Source organism: Micromonospora sp. NPDC048830 (assembly GCF_043198215.1).
GTDB lineage: Bacteria > Actinomycetota > Actinomycetes > Mycobacteriales > Micromonosporaceae > Micromonospora.
In genome coordinates, this window is sequence record NZ_JBICUP010000001.1 from 144,414 (window position 1) to 161,396 (window position 16,983).

At 70.4% G+C, this 16,983-nt stretch carries 16 protein-coding genes; 7 read left to right on the plus strand and 9 right to left on the minus strand.

Annotated features, from left to right (window positions below; translation table 11 throughout):
- Positions 1–48 precede the first annotated feature (48 nt).
- The 3 genes from ACGFIZ_RS00705 (at position 49) to ACGFIZ_RS00715 (ending at position 1,447) form a co-directional block, all read left to right on the plus strand.
- Positions 49–681, plus strand: coding sequence for a phosphoribosyltransferase (locus tag ACGFIZ_RS00705; protein WP_393414063.1), 633 nt, complete (start codon positions 49–51; stop codon positions 679–681).
- Between the two features lie 22 nt (positions 682–703).
- Positions 704–1,114: a zf-TFIIB domain-containing protein gene (locus ACGFIZ_RS00710; RefSeq protein ID WP_393414066.1), complete on the plus strand. Its 411-nt coding sequence runs from the start codon at positions 704–706 to the stop codon at positions 1,112–1,114.
- 117 nt (positions 1,115–1,231) lie between these two features.
- Positions 1,232–1,447 (plus strand): hypothetical protein, encoded by a 216-nt coding sequence (locus tag ACGFIZ_RS00715; protein WP_393414069.1) that lies wholly within the window; start codon positions 1,232–1,234, stop codon positions 1,445–1,447.
- Positions 1,448–1,480: 33 nt separating this feature from the next.
- Here ACGFIZ_RS00715 and ACGFIZ_RS00720 read toward each other — a convergent pair whose 3' ends face one another.
- From ACGFIZ_RS00720 to rpsF, 6 genes are all read right to left on the minus strand, one after another.
- On the minus strand, positions 1,481–1,633 hold the full coding sequence (locus ACGFIZ_RS00720) for a hypothetical protein (protein ID WP_393414072.1): 153 nt from the start codon (positions 1,631–1,633) through the stop codon (positions 1,481–1,483).
- Between the two features lie 1,009 nt (positions 1,634–2,642).
- Entirely contained in the window at positions 2,643–4,028 is a 1,386-nt protein-coding gene (gene dnaB, locus ACGFIZ_RS00725) for a replicative DNA helicase (RefSeq protein ID WP_393414836.1), read from the minus strand.
- A gap of 506 nt (positions 4,029–4,534) precedes the next feature.
- Positions 4,535–4,981, minus strand: coding sequence for a 50S ribosomal protein L9 (rplI, locus tag ACGFIZ_RS00730; RefSeq protein WP_393414075.1), 447 nt, complete (start codon positions 4,979–4,981; stop codon positions 4,535–4,537).
- Between the two features lie 14 nt (positions 4,982–4,995).
- The gene (rpsR, locus tag ACGFIZ_RS00735; protein ID WP_013289355.1) at positions 4,996–5,235 is read right to left on the minus strand and encodes a 30S ribosomal protein S18; all 240 of its coding nucleotides are present in this window, start codon (positions 5,233–5,235) and stop codon (positions 4,996–4,998) included.
- 41 nt (positions 5,236–5,276) lie between these two features.
- The gene (locus tag ACGFIZ_RS00740) at positions 5,277–5,804 is read right to left on the minus strand and encodes a single-stranded DNA-binding protein (protein WP_176731587.1); all 528 of its coding nucleotides are present in this window, start codon (positions 5,802–5,804) and stop codon (positions 5,277–5,279) included.
- Between the two features lie 78 nt (positions 5,805–5,882).
- A complete protein-coding gene (gene rpsF, locus ACGFIZ_RS00745; protein WP_120683045.1) occupies positions 5,883–6,173 on the minus strand; it encodes a 30S ribosomal protein S6 in 291 nt (96 codons plus the stop codon).
- Positions 6,174–6,800: 627 nt separating this feature from the next.
- Between rpsF and ACGFIZ_RS00750 the strand changes: the two genes are divergently transcribed.
- Entirely contained in the window at positions 6,801–7,592 is a 792-nt protein-coding gene (locus ACGFIZ_RS00750; RefSeq protein ID WP_393414080.1) for a deoxyribonuclease IV, read from the plus strand.
- Positions 7,589–9,802 carry a hypothetical protein gene (locus ACGFIZ_RS00755; protein ID WP_393414083.1) on the plus strand — a complete coding sequence of 738 codons (2,214 nt, stop codon included), beginning with the start codon at positions 7,589–7,591 and terminating at the stop codon, positions 9,800–9,802. The genes ACGFIZ_RS00750 and ACGFIZ_RS00755 overlap by 4 nt, the downstream gene beginning before the upstream one ends.
- Positions 9,803–9,865: 63 nt before the next feature.
- On the opposite strand, the gene ACGFIZ_RS00760 is transcribed toward ACGFIZ_RS00755, so the two are convergent.
- The 3 genes from ACGFIZ_RS00760 to ACGFIZ_RS00770 all read right to left on the minus strand — a co-directional run bounded on the left by ACGFIZ_RS00760 (position 9,866) and on the right by ACGFIZ_RS00770 (position 15,055).
- Positions 9,866–11,377, minus strand: a complete 1,512-nt coding sequence (locus ACGFIZ_RS00760) for a glycosyltransferase family 87 protein (RefSeq protein ID WP_393414085.1) — start codon at positions 11,375–11,377, stop codon at positions 9,866–9,868.
- A 124-nt stretch (positions 11,378–11,501) separates the two neighbouring features.
- Positions 11,502–14,390, minus strand: coding sequence for a transglycosylase domain-containing protein (locus tag ACGFIZ_RS00765; protein WP_393414089.1), 2,889 nt, complete (start codon positions 14,388–14,390; stop codon positions 11,502–11,504).
- A 191-nt stretch (positions 14,391–14,581) separates the two neighbouring features.
- A complete protein-coding gene (locus ACGFIZ_RS00770; RefSeq protein ID WP_393414092.1) occupies positions 14,582–15,055 on the minus strand; it encodes a DUF5318 domain-containing protein in 474 nt (157 codons plus the stop codon).
- A 174-nt stretch (positions 15,056–15,229) separates the two neighbouring features.
- Between ACGFIZ_RS00770 and ACGFIZ_RS00775 the strand changes: the two genes are divergently transcribed.
- Positions 15,230–15,865, plus strand: coding sequence for a PadR family transcriptional regulator (locus ACGFIZ_RS00775; protein ID WP_393414095.1), 636 nt, complete (start codon positions 15,230–15,232; stop codon positions 15,863–15,865).
- 24 nt (positions 15,866–15,889) lie between these two features.
- Complete coding sequence (locus ACGFIZ_RS00780; protein WP_393414097.1) at positions 15,890–16,969, plus strand: inositol-3-phosphate synthase; 1,080 nt, start codon at positions 15,890–15,892, stop codon at positions 16,967–16,969.
- The last annotated feature ends 14 nt before the right edge of the window (positions 16,970–16,983 follow it).

Below are 16,983 nucleotides of genomic sequence, written 5' to 3' on the forward strand. Positions count from 1 at the left end.
CCCGCCGACTGCCCGCGCGGGCCGGCCGGCAGGGCGTACACCTTAGGAATGAGGATCTACCGCAACCGGGACGAGGCCGGCCGGATACTCGCCGACCGGCTCGCGGGACTGACCGGGCAGCGGGACGTCACCGTGCTCGGGCTGGTCCGCGGTGGGGTGCCGGTGGCCCAGGTCGTCGCCGAGCGGCTCGGCACGCCCCTCGACGTGCTGGTGGTACGCAAGCTCGGCGTGCCCTGGGCGTCCGAGGTGGCCTTCGGCGCGCTCGGCCCGAACGGGGTCCGGGTGCTCAACGAGATGGTGGCCGCCCGGCTCACACCCGAGGACATCGCCGAGGTGCAGCGCCGCGAGCAGGCGGAACTGGAGCGACGCGAACGCCTCTACCGCGCCGGCCGACCACCGCTGGAGCTGACGGGACGCACCGCCGTCATCGTCGACGACGGCCTGGCCACCGGTGCCACCGCCCGCGCCGCGGTCGCCGTGTCCCGGCAACTCGGCGCCCGCCGGGTGGTGGTCGCCGTCCCCGTCGGCTCCCAGCAGGCGTTCGAGATGCTGTCCGCCGAGGCCGACGAGGTGATCTGCGACCAGCGGCCCGTCGACTTCGGCGCGGTCAGCCAGTACTACGAGGACTTCCGCGAGGTTTCCGACGACGAGGTGACCGAGGCGCTTTCCGCGACCGCGTGACGGAACCGGGTACCTTCGGGTAATGCATCTCACCTGTCCCAAATGCCACGGAGACATGCGCCAGTACGAGCGCAGCGGAGTCGTCATCGACCAGTGCGGCGAGTGCCGGGGGATCTTCCTCGACCGCGGCGAACTGGAGAAGCTGTTCGAGGCGGAGGCGAACTGGAACCGTCAGCAGGCGGCGGCCGCCCCGACCTCGGCACAGCCGGCCCAGGCGCCCGGCGGGTACCCGCCGCCCCCGCCTCCGCCGCCCGCGCACCAGGCGCACCCTCCGCACCAGCCCGGCTACGGCACGGTGCCGCCGCCCCCACCCCCGCCGCCCGCGCACGGCTACCCGCCGGCACCCGCGCCGGCACACGGCGGGCACTACGGCTACCACGGCCACTACCGCCGCAAGAAGCGCCACGGCTTCCTCGGCGAACTGTTCGACTGAGCCGGTCTGGAACCGGCGCGCCGCCGGGCGGGCAGCATTCGCCCGGCCCGCGCGCCGGTCGCCGGCCGTGGTCCCTGGCCGCGCCCTGACCCCTGGCTCCTGCACCACCTCGACCTGGTGGTGGACCTCCCGGACGCCCCGCCGCCCGCCGAACTGTCGGTCCGGGTCGCGGTGACCTCCCTGGCGGGCCTGCTCCCCGACGACGCGGTCCACCCGGCCGACTGGGACGACGACCGCGAGTTCCTGCTGAAGGCCGCCGGCCGGGTGCCGCTGACGGATTCCGACCGGCTCGCGCTCGGCGAGGCCGCCGGCTGGTTCCCGCTAATCGGCTGACCGCCGCCGACTCGCCTCGGCGTACCCGCCGGATTAACTCGGGGCCGGCACATCCGGCGGCAGGCCGAAGGCCGGCAGCAGGTCGGCGGCGAAGCTGACCACTTCCGCGACCCGGCACCCAACCACGTCGAGCACCAATGAGCCCGAACGGCCGTTGCGGCGGCATTTCGCAACCAGTCCCGCCACGGCTTGACCCAAGGCAGCACCGCCACGCCAGCACGTCTGCCGGGCAGGCCGGGCAGGCCGGGCAGGCCGGGCAGGCCGGGCTAATTGGCCTCTGCCAGACCAAGCATTCGCCTAGCCACGACCGCTTTGCGATTCAGCGCAGTTGTTGCCCCGTCGTAGAGCAGGCCCACAATCTTCTCCGCAGATCCGCGAGTGGTGCCCACCGTGAAAATAGTCTTGTGGGGTCGCACAGAGAGCCTACACGCCAACCGCGACTCAAGGAATTCGGTGAACGGTCGAAGAATCCTCTGGGATCCCACTAGCCTGAACTGGGAGAAGTAACGTCCATCTCGCTTATCCCTGTAAATCCCGAGCGACCCGTCACCGTCCACCACTCCCCGCCAGAAATCTCGGGACTCCGCCAACTCCAAACTGACGACACCTTCGTATCGTCCCAACTTAAGGAGCCTATCGGCGAGCCGGGACGAACGCACCGAAAATTGGCACGCCTGGCGACCTTCAGTAGGACCGGAGATGCTACTCGTTGAGCCAAGAAAAGCCTTCAGCGCAACCAGGTGATCCCGGTCCCGCACTGCCAGGCCAACAGATATTTGAGGAAGGTACCCCGGACGACTCGTGATCGAACCATCAGCGAAGAGGAAGCCTGCCCAATAGGAGGCATCGGATGTCAGGTGATCAAAAGCATCATGCCGGAGCGTGTGAACAGCTTTCCGCAACGGAACCCCACGGCGCACCAGGAGACCACGGACGGAAGGCTCCGCGATGCCATAAATTGCTGCGATTTGACCCATCGCGGAACCTTGCGTATACAGCCCTATTATTTCTTCCCTGTCCGCGGCACTAAGCTTTCCGCTACGCCGAGGAGGGATGCCCCTGCGGCGCAGAATCCCGCGTATCGCCTGCCGGGTCACGCCATACAATTCGGCAAGGCACGTTAAAGTCTCGCCAGCGGCCGCCTTGTCTACGATCTCCACCTTCTGCACTTCGGATAAGCGCCGAGTTGGCAGCGTCACACGATCGCCATGTCAACGAATCGGGACAAATGGAGTTGCGCGGCGACGGTAATGCTATCAGTCGGCCCATTCCTATGCTTAGCCACAATAAAATCCGCTTCGCCCGCCCGCGGCGACTCCTTGTCATAGTAGTCGTCCCGGTGCAGAAGGATCACAACGTCAGCATCTTGCTCGATCGAGCCAGACTCGCGCAAATCGGACAATTGCGGTCGCTTGTCCGTACGCTGCTCGGGGCCACGGTTGAGCTGGCTCACCGCGATAACCGGGCACTCGACCTCCTTGGCCAGCAGCTTGAGGCCACGTGACAGGTCCGCGACCTCCTGCTGCCGGCTCTCGGTGCGCTTCGGCGACGTCATGAGCTGGAGATAGTCGACCACGATCAGCTTGAGGTCGTGCTTCTGCTTGAGCCGGCGCGCCTTGGCCCGAATCTCCATCAGGTTCATGCTCGGCGTGTCGTCGACGAAGAGTGGCGCCTCGCTGATCTCGCCCATGCAGCGGGCCAGCTTGGTCCAGTCGTCGTCCGAGAGCTGCCCGCTGCGCAGCACGTGCAGCGGCACCCGGGCCTCGGCCGAGAGCAGTCGCATGACGATCTCGACCTTGCTCATCTCCAGCGAGAAGATCGCCGACGCCTGGTTGGCCCTGATAGCGGCATTTCGGGCAAAGTCCATACTTGCCGTTGACTTACCCAAACCGGGCCTGCCTGCAACGATAATAAGTTGGCCGGGGTGCAGGCCGTTGAGCAGCCGGTCCAGGTCGGTGAAGCCGGTCGGCACGCCGGTCATCACACCGCCCTGCGCGCCGACCGCCTCGATCTCGTCGAGGGTCGGCTGGAGCATGTCCGCCAGTACGGCGAAGTCCTCGCTGACCCGGCGCTCGGTGACCTCGTACACGGCCTGCTGGGCCAGGTCGACGACGTCGTCGACGTCCCGGCTGCCGCCGTTGCCGGTGCCGTACCCGAGCTGAACGATCTTGGTGCCGGCCTCGACCAGCCGGCGGAGCACCGCCCGCTCGCCGACGATGCGGGCGTAGTAGGCGGCGTTGGCGGCGGTGGGCACGCTCGCGATCAGCGTGTGCAGGTACGGGGCGCCGCCGATGCGGGCCAGGTCGCCGGAGTCGGCCAGGGCGGCGGCCACGGTGATCGGGTCGGCGGGCTCGCCCCGGCCGTAGATGTCGAGGATGGCGTCGAAGATGGTGGCGTGCGCCGGCCGGTAGAAGTCGTTGGACTTCAGGATCTCGACGACGTCGGCGATGGCGTCCTTGGACAGCAGCATGCCGCCGAGAACGCACTGCTCGGCGGCCACGTCCTGGGGCGGAGTCCGCTCGAACTGGGCGTCGCGTTGCGCGGGGGCCGGCGGCTGGCCGCCGCGCTGCTCCGTCCGCATGTCGTCGGTGACCGACACCGGGTCCCCCCCTCCGCTGCGTCGGCTGCGTTAGCGCTCGACCTCCGGCAGCCGCCGCAGATCGTCGCCGCCGGGCGCGACTGTTTCCAATCGGACCGGTCGGGTCGATCGGGGGGTCATCGCACCGTCGGTCGAGAGGCAACCATACGGAACCCGAGGTCAGCGACTCAACCGCAGCGGTGGACGAGCCTCGGGACAACCTGTGGACGCCGGTGGACAAGCATGTGCGCAGGGTGTGCACAGACTGTGGACAACTGTTGGGGAATTCTCGCTAACAGCGCTGTGAGCTGCGAAAACTCAATCCACAGCCTGTGGATGAAAATTTCCGCTGAACTCGGTCAGCCCTTCGGCCCGTACGTCCGGCAAACGGCTACACCTCGACGGGCCGTGCGAGTCGCCCGCCCGGCCGGAGCCGTGACGGGTCTGCCACGACGAACAGGGCCCGCACCGGCGAACCGGTGCGGGCCCTGTCGTGCTGCTGGTGGGTGTCAGCCCTTGACGACGCTCAGGTCGAACTTGGCGGTGACCTCGGGGTGCAGCTTGACGCTGACCGGGTACGCGCCGAGCGACTTGATGGTGCCGGGCAGCTCCAGCCGGCGACGGTCGAGGACCGGGCCGCCAGCCGCCTTGACGGCGTCGACGATCTCGGCCGGGGTGACCGAGCCGAAGAGCCGGCCGCCGTCGCCGGCGCGGGCCTTCAGGCTGACCTTGAGACCCTCGAGCTGGGCCTTGACCTCGTTGGCGTGGCCGAGGTCGCGGATCTCGCGGGCCGCGCGGGCCCGCTTGATGACCGTGACCTGCTTCTCCGCGCCCTTGGTCCAGGCGATCGCGAAGCCCTGCGGCAACAGGTAGTTACGGCCGTAGCCGTCCTTGACCTCGGCGATGTCGCCGGGGGCACCGAGGCCGGACACCTCCTGAGTCAGGATGATCTTCATATCGGTGCCTCCTCTCAGCGGGTCGTGGCCGTGTACGGCAGGAGCGCCATCTCGCGGGCGTTCTTGACCGCACGGGCGATCTGCCGCTGCTGCTGCGAGGTCACGCCGGTCACCCGCCGAGCGCGGATCTTGCCGCGGTCGGAGATGAACTTGCGCAGCAGCGCGGTGTCCTTGTAGTCGATGTAGGTGATCCCGTCCTTGTCGAGCGGGTTCACCTTCTTCTTCGGCTTGCGAAGTGCCGCAGCCTTGGCCATTGCTCTTGCTCCTGGTTTGCGATCGCGGGCGCTCGGCGCCATTAGAACGGGGGCTCCTCGTCGAAGTTTCCGCCACCCGAACCACCGCGCGAGGGTGCCGGAGCGGCCGAGGCCCAGGGGTCGTCGAAGTTGCCTCCGCCGCCCTGGCCACCACCGCCGCCGAAGCCGCCGCCACCGCCGCCGGAGCGGGACATCTTCTGCACCTTCGCCGTGGCGTAGCGCAGCGACGGGCCGATCTCGTCGACCTCGAGCTCGATGACGGTGCGCTTCTCACCCTCGCGGGTCTCGTACGACCGCTGACGCAGCCGGCCCGACACGATCACGCGGGCGCCGCGCTGCAGCGACTCGGCGACGTGCTCGGCGGCCTGCCGCCAGACGGTGCACGAGAGGAACAACGGCTCGCCGTCCTTCCACTCGCCGGACGCCTTGTCCATGAACCGGGGCGTCGAGGCGACCCGGAACTTGGCGACCGCAGCCCCGGAGGGGGTGAACCGCAACTCGGGGTCATCGGTCAGATTGCCGATGACCGTGATGGTGGTGTCTCCTGCCATGACCATCTCCTCGCGCACTCATCGTTCGCCGTACAGGCTCTCAGAGCCCTCTGACAGCGTCGATGAGGCTGGTCCGGGTGAACCGGGTGTGGATGCTTAGCGCATCTCCGGCCGGATGACCTTGGTGCGCAGCACGGACTCGTTGAGCCGCAGCTGGCGGTCCAGCTCGGCCACCGCCGCGGGCGTCGCCTGCAGGTCGATGACGGCGTAGATGCCCTCGGCCTTCTTGTTGATCTCGTACGCGAGGCGCCGGCGGCCCCACACGTCGGTCTTCTCCACCGAGCCACCCGCGGTCCGGATCACGTTCAGGTACGTGTCGAGCGACGGGGCGACGGTGCGCTCCTCGAGGCTGGAGTCGAGGATCACCATGATCTCGTAATGACGCAAGACGTGCTCACCTCCTGTGGGCTAGCGGCCACGGTCCTTCCGTGGCAGGAGGTCGTGCGTCGTGGCCCACTCCGGAACGGGGGGACCCGGCCGGACGCGGACAACCGGACCAGGATACCCGGCCCGGACGATCACGCCCGGGCAGGTCGGGCGGACCGGGCGCGGCACCGGGGGCCCGGGCCGACGTCGCGTCGGACCCGGGCCCCCGGTCACGAGGCCGCGGGGCGTCCCGTCCGCATTCCTTGGGTGGGACCTGGGGAGGAACGACCACACCGATGAGGTTGGACCGGAGACGCCCCGCGGAGCTTTATCACGTTGTTATCTGACGGTACTACGGCTCTCGTCACATGTGGGCGGAAATAGAACTTTTCCCCGACATCCTGTGGCGATCCCCTGGGAATGAGCACCGGGACGGTTGCCGGCCCGCCGGGCCGCGCGCCGGGTGTCCCGCTGCTCCGCCGGCTCGGGCCCGGCGCGCGTTGTGGCCCGCGCGCCGAGAGCTGGCCGTCGATCCCACCCGGTCAACGACCGGGCGCGCCCCGGGGTGACGCCGGCCGATCGAAGGGACACCGCCACCCGGCCCCACCGTCACCCCGGGCGTCGGCCCCGGGACGTAGGCTCGCCTGCATGCGTATCGGAGCCCACGTCGATTCCGCCGACCCGCTGTCGGAGGCGGCCGCCCGGAGGGCCGAGGCCGTTCAGTTCTTCCTCTCCGACCCGCAGGGCTGGAAGGCCCCGACACCGCGGGAGGACGCCGACCGGTTGCGTGCGGCCGAGGTCGACCTCTACGTCCACGCGCCGTACGTCGTCAACGTGGCGACGCTCAACAACCGGATCCGGATCCCGAGCCGCAAGCTGCTGCTCGGCCACGCCACCGCGGCGGCCGAGATCGGCGCGAAGGGCCTGATCGTGCACGGCGGCCACGTCAACGCGGGTGACGACCTGGCCGTCGGGTTCGACAACTGGCGCAAGACGTTCGCGTACGCGGCGGAGTCCGGTGGCTTCGCCCTGCCGGTGCTGATCGAGAACACGGCCGGCGGCGACAACGCCTGCGCCCGGCGTCTCGACGCGCTGGCCCGGTTGTGGGACGCCGTCGGCGAGTACGAGGTGGGCCTCTGCCTGGACACCTGCCATGCCCACGCGGGCGGCGAGGAACTGCTCGACCTGGTCGACCGGGTCAAGGCGATCACCGGGCGGATCGACCTGGTGCACGCCAACAACTCGAAGGACGGGTTCGGCTCGGGCCGGGACCGGCACGACAACCTCGCGGGCGGCACGATCGACCCGGAGCTGGTGGTGGCCGTGATCCGGGCGGCGGACGCGCCGGTGATCGTGGAGACCCCGGGCGGGGCGGACGGCCAGGGCGGCGACATCGCCTTCCTGCGCGACCGGCTCGGGGCGGAGGGTGCGACCGCATGACGACCGACCAGTCCGGCACCGCCGGCAAGGAGCGGGTCCAGCAGCCGTCCGCCGGGGAAGCTGGCGGAAAGACTCCCGAGAGGGAGGAAGACCACGCGGACGCCGCCGCCGGGCCGGCGTCCGGGCACGACGAGGGCACGGTCGGTGGCAGGAACGCCGACGCCGCCGAGGGCACCGACGGCAAGGACAACGGCGACGCCGGCCAGAACAGCGACACGGACAAGAACAGCGACACGGACAAGAACAGCGACACGGGCAAGGACGGCGACACGGGCAAGGACGGCGGCACGGGCAAGGACGGCGGCACGGGCAAGGACGGCGACACGGGCGACGCCGGCAGGAGCGGGAACGGCGACGCTGGAGAGAGCGGCGACGCCGACAAGCCGGCCGACGCGGACAAGGCAACCGACGGGGACAAGCCGGCCGACGGGGACAAGCCGGACCCGTGGCAGGCGTTCGCCCCCGCAGCCGAGCCCGTGCCGGGGCGGGTGCGCCGGGTGCTGCGGGCGGTGGGCCGATTCCTCGTCCACGAGTGGACGCTGGCCGTGCTGGCCTCGCTGGCGCTGGCCGTCGCGCTCACCTGGCCGACACTGCGCTACCCGCTCTACACGCTGCCGCAGGACTACTGGGACCCGAGCCTCCAGGCCTGGCAGATGGCCTGGTCGGGGCACATCCTGCTGACCAACCCGGCGCAGCTGTGGCAGTCCAACACCTTCTTCCCCGAGCCGTGGAGCTTCGCCTTCTCGGACACCCTGCTGGGCTACGCGCCGGCCGGCATGCTCGGGACCGGCCCCGGGGCCGCCATACTGCGCTACAACATCATGTTCGTGCTGGCCCACGCGCTGGCCACGCTCGGCGCGTACGCGCTGGCGCGGCAGCTCGGCGCGGGCCGGGCGGGCGCGGCGGTGGCCGGGGCCGGCTACACGTACGCCCCGTGGCTGCTCGCCCAGGCCGGGCACCTGCACGTGGTCTCCAACGGCGGCATTCCGCTGGCGCTGGCCATGCTGGCCCGGGGGCACGGCTGGTCCCTGCGCCACGGCTACCGTCCGGAGCGGCGGCACGCCGGCTGGGCGGGCGCCGGGTGGGTCGTGGCGGCGTGGCAGCTCAGCCTGGGCTTCGGCGTCGGGCTGCCGTTCGCGTACTTCCTGGCGGGGGCGACGCTGGTCGCCACGGTGGCCTGGTTCGTCCGGCGCCGGTCGGCCCGGCGGCCGTTCGGGTTCCGGCTCCTCGTCGCCGACGGGCTGGGCGCGGCGCTCTTCGCCGGGGTGGGCGGCCTGCTGGCCGTCCCCTACTTCAAGGTCGCCGAGCTGCACCCGAACGCGGCGCGGACCCTCGCCGACATCAACGTCTACTCCCCGCCGTTCTGGGGCTTCTTCACCGCCCCCGCCGAGTCCCGGGTCTGGGGAGACCTGCACGAGGGCGCGCGGTCGGCGCTGCCCTGGCCCCCGGAGATGACCCTGCTGCCCGGCTTCGTGCTGTACGCGCTGGCCGCCGGCGGGCTGTTCTTCTCCGTGTGGCGGGTGCGGCACCGGCTGCTGCTGCTGGCCGGGGTGCTGGTGACCGCCGTGCTCGCGATGGGCACCCGGTTCTTCGACGGCACGTTCACCTACGGTCTGCTGTTCGAGTACCTGCCGGGGTGGAACGGGCTGCGCACCCCCGGGCGGATGATGCTCTGGACGACGCTCCTGCTCGGCCTGCTCGCCGCCGGCGCGGTCAGCGCCTTCGCCGTGCGGGTACGCGAGCTCGCCGCCGAACGGGTGCCGCCGTGGCCCGGCCCGTGGCTGCGGCTGGCGACCGTGTTGCCGCTGCTGCTGGTGATCGCCGAGGGGCTGAACGCGACGCCGCACCCGGTGGTGCCGGCCCAACCCGCCGCGATGCGCCTGGTGGACGGCCCGACCCTGGTGCTGCCGAGCAGCCAGAACCTCGACCAGCCGGTGATGCTCTGGTCGACCAGCCGGTTCCAGGACGTCGTCAACGGCGGCAGCGGCTTCACCCCGGCCCGGCAGGCCGAGATCCGTCAGGTCACCGAGACCTTCCCGAGCCAGGCCAGCGTCACGTACCTGCGTGACCTGGGCGTCCGCAACGTGGTGCTGCTGCGCGACCGGATCGCCGGCACGCCGTGGGAGACGACGGTCGACGCCCCGGTCGACGCGCTGGGCGTCACTCGCGAAGAGATCGGGAACGCGGTGGTCTTCCACATCCCGCGGTGAGTGCTCCGAGGGACCGCCGGTCGTGGCACGCCATGGCCGGCGGTCCCTCGTTCCCGGTCGGGTTCAGGCGATGCCAGCGACCGCCGGTACGGCCACCGTGTCCGAGGACCGGTGTCGCCGGCGGAGGTACCACGGCGCGTCCGGGGCCCCGTTCAGCACCCCGCCGTCCGGGTCGTCGAGGTACGTGTGCCGCACGACGTCGCGCTCCGGCCGCAGGATGTCCCTGACGACGAGGACGCAGAGCAGCACCACCGTGCCGAGCCGCAACGACGAGGCGAGGACGAAGACCCCCTCGGGGAAGACCGGCCGGCCGGTGGAGGCGCCCAGCAACTCTCCGTAGAACGCGGCGAAGTAGCAGACCTCGGCGAGCTGCCAGGCGAGGAAGGCGCCCCATCGGGGCCGGGCGAGCACCGCCAGCGGCAGCAGCCAGAGCACGAACTGCTGCGACCACACCTTGCTGAAGATCAGGAACGCCGCGACCACCAGGAAGGAGAGCTGGGCCAGCCGGGGTCGGCGGGGCGCCACCCAGACCAGCGCGGCCACGCCGAGGCAGGCCAGGCCGAAGAGGGCGTACGAGAGGTAGTTCAGGGTGGGGATGTTGGCGTTCAGCCACTGGAACGGCCCCTGCTCGCCGGGTAGCCCGATGTTCACCTTGCCGTCCAGGTACCGGCCGATGTACCAGAGGGTGCCCCAGTCGATGGGGCGGGTGGTGTTCAGCTCGAAGAAGCGGTCCCAGTTGTCGCGGTAGGGAACGGCGGCCGGCAGGTTCACCGCCACCAGGGCGACCACGGCGGTGGCCAGCGCGGTCAGCGCGGCACGGAGCTTGTTCGCCCGCAGGGCGAGCACCAGGATCGGCCCGAGCAGGAACAGCGGCCACATCTTCGCGGCGCCGGCCAGACCCAGCAGCACCCCGGCCACCGCCGGCCAGCGTCTCGCCCAGGCCGCGAGCCCGAAGGCGGCGAGCCCGATGGCGAGGAAGTCCCAGTTGACCGTGGCGGTCAGGAAGAGCGCGGGGGCCAGCGCGAAGAGGGCGGCGTCCCAGGGTCGTCGCCGGCGCAGGGCGAGGATCACCGCGGCCGTGCCGACGGCGAGCGCGCTGAGGGTGAGCGCGTTCAGGTTGTAGAACCACTGTCCCTGGTTGACCTGGGGGTCCTCGACGCCGAGGGCGTGCACCGGCAGGCCGAGCGCGCCCATGAAGTAGCCGGTGAGCACGGGGTATTCCACCGGGTGGTCCCGGTACGGCACCTTGCCCTCGTTGAGCCCCTCGGCGTAGTAGAGCGCCAGCACGTCGGTGTAACACATCCGGGTGTACTGCACGTTGTTCTGCCAGGCGCCGTCCTGGCAGGGCGACTTCTGCACCCAGTGCAGCGCGAGGGTCAGGCAGGCCAGGGCCAGGACGATCCGGGCCGCCGTCCAGAACCGCCGGTCGTGGCCGGCGGGACGGTCCAGGGCCGCCGCGTGCTCGCCGAGCGGGCCGCCGATCACCTCGGACGCGCCGCGGACGAATCCGTCCGAGCGGGACGGGTGGTCGGTGCTCCCGGCGTCGTCGATGCCGGCCGTCGACTGGGTGCTCATGAGAAGGCATCCTGCCGTACATCGGCCGCACGGACGAACACTCGCGGCTACGAGAAGGGTGCCGGACACGCGAACGGCGGCCGGAAGGTGATCCGGCCGCCGTTCGCGATGGTGCCTGTCGTCGCTACTCCCGAACGCGGGGCAGAGCGGTGGGCAGCAGCCCTCCGCCGGTCCCGCCCCCGCCCGGCCGGGGATCGGTCGGGCCGCCCGGGCCGTTGGGGTTCGTGGGGGTGGTCGGGGTCTGCTGCGGGCATCCGAAGATGCTCATCGGCCCGCAGTCCTGCTGTCCGGGCGTCGGCGTCGGCGGGGGCGGCTGGGTGCCGTTGCCGGCGTCCTGGTCGCCCATGCCCGTGACCGACGGCAGGCTCTCCTTGTCCCTGCCGTCCAGCGCCGCGTTCATGTACCGCTGCCAGATGGCGCCCGGCAGCGCGGAGCCGCCGATGTCCTTGCCGTTCTTGTCCCTGATCTCCGGCTTCTTCGGGTTCTTGCTGCCCACCCAGACGGCGGTGGCGATCTGCGGGGTGTAGCCGACCATCCAGGCGTGCGCGTTGTCGTCGCTGTCGTACTCCCAGGTACCGGTCTTGCCGGCGGCCTCCCGGCCGTTCTCCAGCGAGCGGTTGTTCGGCCCGGGGATCTGCTTGAGGACGGCGGTGACCTCCTTGGCCACGTCGCTGCGGATCCGCTGCTGCGGCCGGAGCCGCTCGCCGCCGACCAGCTTCCACTTGCCGGTGTTCTGGTCCTGCTGCTCGACCTTCACCACGAAGTGGGCCTTGTTGTACTTGCCGTCGTTCGCGAGCGTCGCCAGGCCGTTGGCGTGGTCGAGCACGGTCACCGGGTACTGGCCGTAGCCGATCACGTGGTAGAAGGGCGAGGGCGCGACGTCCTCGCCCTTCTTCTTGGTCAGGTCGACCGGCTTGGGCGGGTTGTCGGACGTGGTCCACATGGTGGTGACGCCGGCCGCCCGGGCGATGTCGACCACCTTCGCTGGCCCGATCTTCTCGGTGACGTGGTAGAAGGGCACGTTGTACGACCGGATCGTGGACTCCTCCAGGGTGCACCACTTGCCGCAGACACCGGCGCCGCGGCCGGCGTTCTGCACCTCGTTCTTGAAGCCCTTGGGCTTGAACGGGGTGGCGTCCCAGTGCGACTTCACGGAGATGCCGTCGTTGATCGCGGCGGCCAGCGTGTAGACCTTGAACGACGAGCCCGGCGGGTGGCCGCCGGTGAGGTTGCCGTTGGAGTCGGTGTTCTTGCCGGCGTAGTCGAAGTCCGCGCCGCTGTCGCCGCCGTAGTACGCCAGCACCCGGCCGGTCTTCGGGTCGACCGACACCACCGCCGCCATCAGGTTGGCAGGCTGGTCGGCCAGCTCGGAGTTCTTCTTCGCCCGCATGGCGGTGTTCTCGGCCGCGGTCTGCAGCTTCGGGTCGATCGTGGTCTGGATGCGGTAGCCGCCGTCGCGCAGCGCGTCGACGCAGCTGATCTTTCCGGCCGCCCCGGAGTTGGAGCAGATGCCCATCTGCTCCATCTCCTCGCGGACGTAGTTGATGACGTTGCCGCGCGGGGTCTGCACGCCGAAGGCGGCCGAGCCCGCCTTCTTCGGGTCGAGCGTCTTCGGGTACTGGGCGTCGGTGGGCCGCTGCGGCCTGTTCGCCGCATTGAGCCAGCCCTCGGCGACCATGCCGTCGAGCACGTACGTCCACCGCGACTTCGCGTCGGTCGGGTTGACCGCCGGGTCGTAGCCCTTGTGGGTCTCGCTCGCGACCGGCTGCTTGATCAGCGCGGCGAGCACCGCCGCCTGGGCCACCGTGAGCTGCTTGGTGTGCACCCCGAAGTAGGTCTGCGCCGCGGCCTCGATGCCGTACGCGCCGCGCCCGAAGTAGATCACGTTGAGGTAGTGCTCCATGATCTCGGGCTTGGAGTACTTGTCGTTCAGCTTCGAGGCGAGGATCGCCTCCTTCACCTTCCGGGCGTACGTGTCGTCCTTCAGGTTGTCGTAGGCGTTGCGGGCGTACTGCTGGGTGATGGTCGACGCGCCCTGCTTGTCGCCGCCGGTGAAGTTGTTCCAGGCGGCCCGGACGATGCCCTTGTAGTCGACGCCCGAGTGCCGGTAGAAGTTCCGGTCCTCGGCGGCGGCCACCGCGTCCTGCACGTGCTGCGGGATCTCGCCGATCTTGACGAGCTGGCGGTTCTGGTCGCCGAGCTTGGCGAGGACCGTCTTGTTGTCCTTCGCGTACACGGTGGTGGACAGCGGCATCGGCACCTGTTCGGGCAGCACCACGGTCGTGGAGTAGTAGGTGAAGCCGACGACGCCAATGCCCGCGAGCATGATGAAGACGGCGAAGCCGGCGATCATCATGTTGATCTGCCGGCGCTTCTTCGCCCGCGCGACGGCGTCCGGGTCGGCCGGACCGCCACCGCGGCGACCGCCACGACCCGGCCCGGTCGGCCCGCCGGGGCCACCCGGGCCACCCGAGTCATCCGGGCCACCGAAGCCCGGGGCGGACGCGGCCCTACCGACGGAGGCCCGACCGGCCGGCCCGCCCACCGCCGCGGCACCGACGCTGGCCCGGCCGGCGGAGCCGACGCTCGCCCGGCCCGCCGAACCGGCGCCGACCGAGGCGCGCCCGGCCGGCGCGCCACCGGTTGCCGGAGAGACGGGCACCGAGGCGCGGCCCGCGCCGGCCCGACCGGCCGGCGCGCCGCCGGGAGCCGGCGACACGGGCACCGACGCGCGGCCGGTGCCCCCGCGCCCGGCCGAGGCGGAACCCACCGAGGCCGAGCCGGACGCGCCGCCGCGCGGCGGCACGGACGCGGAGCCGCCCACCGACGCCCGGCCGGCGGAGGCCGCGCCCCGGGGCGCCACGGAGGCACGACCCGGCGCTGCCGCACCCTCTGATGACCAGCTGCCGCGGGCGGCACCGCCGCGGTGGTACGCGTCGCCCGCGCCGGGGTCGCCGTCGGCGCCCGGGACCTGGGCCCGCCCACGCGAAGAGCTGGGATCGTACGAGTTCATTCCTCACACCCTGCCGGTCGCGGTGGGACGCAGCCGCGTCGCCACCGGGTTGCCGTGAGCTGAAACACGCGATGTCGCCGCCCGAGCCAGCCGGGTCGGTCGCGTAGCTTTCGGATCAATCGGACTATTCGCGCCAAAGCGCATCCGGTCGTCCCGCCTCCTCCACCTCGGGCCAACCGGGTCAGCCGCGTTCACCGTTGCGCCTCTCGCCTCCGCCGGGCGACCGGGCCGGTACCCGCAGTCGACGCGGCCGGACCGCCGGCCGCGTCCCGCTCCGTACCGTTCTCCGCGTCGCCGACCAACCCGTCCCGGCCGAGCAGGAACTGCTGGACGAGATGGTTCCAGTCACAGCCGGGACACACCTCCACCACGAAGACCTGGAACTCACGCAGCGTCATCGCCAGGACGGACAACTCGGCCAGGTTACGCGCCTGACCCGCAGACTGCTTGAGTTCGTCACCGTAAATGTAATGGACATACACGAGGTTCTCGCTGCGACATATCGGGCAGCGCTCCTCCGTCGGCTCACCGTGGAACCGGGCGGCGTTCTTCAGGTACGGCGACGCGTCGCAGACGTCGTGAGTGCTGACCCGGCTGGTCAGGAGCTCGCGCAGCACCGCTCGCTTCCGGAGCGAGTAGTCGACGACCCGGCGCTGCGTACGCATGCGGAAGAGGGTACGCGGTCCGGCCCGACGAGGCGACCGTCGTCACAATCAGTGACCCCGACACCCCGAAACAGGGGTTTGCCCTGATCATGGGTGAGCCGCTACCGTGCGATGTATCGGACCGATACATCGCGGTGGTTACCTCTCCGCGTCGGGGGTAAAAGGGGGTGGCCCGTGCTCGAGCTCGCCATCCTCGGTCTCCTGCAGGAGTCCCCGATGCACGGCTACGAACTCCGCAAGGAGTTGGCGGCCAAGTTGGGTGCGATCCGGGCGGCCATCAGCTACGGCTCGCTCTACCCGACCCTGCGCCGACTGCAGGCGGCGGGGTGGATCATCGAAGCCGCCACGACACCCGCGACCGCCGAGGAGGTTCCCGCGCTGACCAGCCGACGAGGTCGGGTGGTCTACGAAATCACCGCAGAGGGCAAGGAACGCTTCGCCAAACTGATCGCGCAGGCCGGTCCCGAGACGTACGACGACACGGGATTCGGCGTGCACTTCGCGTTCTTCGCCCGCACGGACCAGGCGACCCGCCTGCGGATACTGGAGGGTCGCCGCCGCAAGATCGAGGAGCGCCGCGAGGGGCTTCGCGACGTGCTGGCCCGGGCGGCGGAACGCCTCGACGCGTACACCCTGGAACTGCAACGCCACGGTCTCGATGCCTGTGAGCGTGAGGTCCGCTGGCTGGAGGAGCTCATCGCCAACGAGCGCTCCGGTCGTGCCCCGACGGTCCCGCAACCCGGGACGGCCGGCGGCAGAGCAAACGAAAGCCCGCCTCCACCTGGAAAGTCCAGGCAAGAGCGGCCGTGATGAAAGAAGAAGGAGGCAGACGCTATGGGCTCCGTCCGCGTCGCCATCGTCGGTGTGGGTAACTGCGCCTCGTCGCTCGTTCAGGGCGTGGAGTACTACCGGAACGCCGACCCGAACGACCGCGTCCCGGGTCTCATGCACGTCACCTTCGGCGACTACCACGTCTCGGACGTGGAGTTCGTCGCGGCGTTCGACGTGGACGCCAAGAAGGTGGGCATGGACCTCGCGGAGGCGATCGTCGCCAGCGAGAACAACACCATCAAGCTGTGCGACGTGCCGCCGACCGGCGTGACCGTGCAGCGCGGCCCGACGTTCGACGGCCTGGGCCAGTACTACCGCGAGATCATTGAGGAGTCGGACGCCGAGCCGGTCGACGTGGCCCAGGCGCTGCGCGACGCCCGGGTCGACGTGGTCGTCTCCTACCTCCCGGTGGGCTCCGAGCAGGCCGACAAGTTCTACGCCCAGGCCGCGATCGACGCCGGCTGCGCGTTCGTCAACGCCCTGCCGGTCTTCATCGCCTCCGACCCGGTGTGGGCGAAGAAGTTCGAGGACGCGGGCCTGCCGATCGTCGGCGACGACATCAAGAGCCAGGTCGGCGCCACCATCGTGCACCGCGCCCTGGCGAAGCTGTTCGAGGACCGCGGCGTCGAGCTGCTGCGCACGTACCAGCTCAACTTCGGCGGCAACATGGACTTCATGAACATGCTGGAGCGCAACCGGCTGGTCTCGAAGAAGATCTCGAAGACCCAGTCGGTCACGTCCCAGATCCCGCACGAGATGAGCAAGAGCGACGTGCACATCGGCCCGTCGGACCACGTGCCGTGGCTGGACGACCGCAAGTGGGCGTACATCCGCCTGGAGGGCCGCTCCTTCGGCGACGCCCCGCTCAACGCCGAGCTGAAGCTCGAGGTGTGGGACTCGCCGAACTCGGCCGGCGTCATCATCGACGCCGTCCGGGCCGCGAAGATCGCCCTGGACCGCAAGATCGGCGGCCCGATCCTGTCGGCCTCGTCGTACTTCATGAAGTCCCCGCCGGTGCAGTACGCCGACCACGAGGCGCACGCCGCCGTCGAGGCGTTCATCGCCGGTGAGGTCGAGCGCTGACGCGCTGACCACAG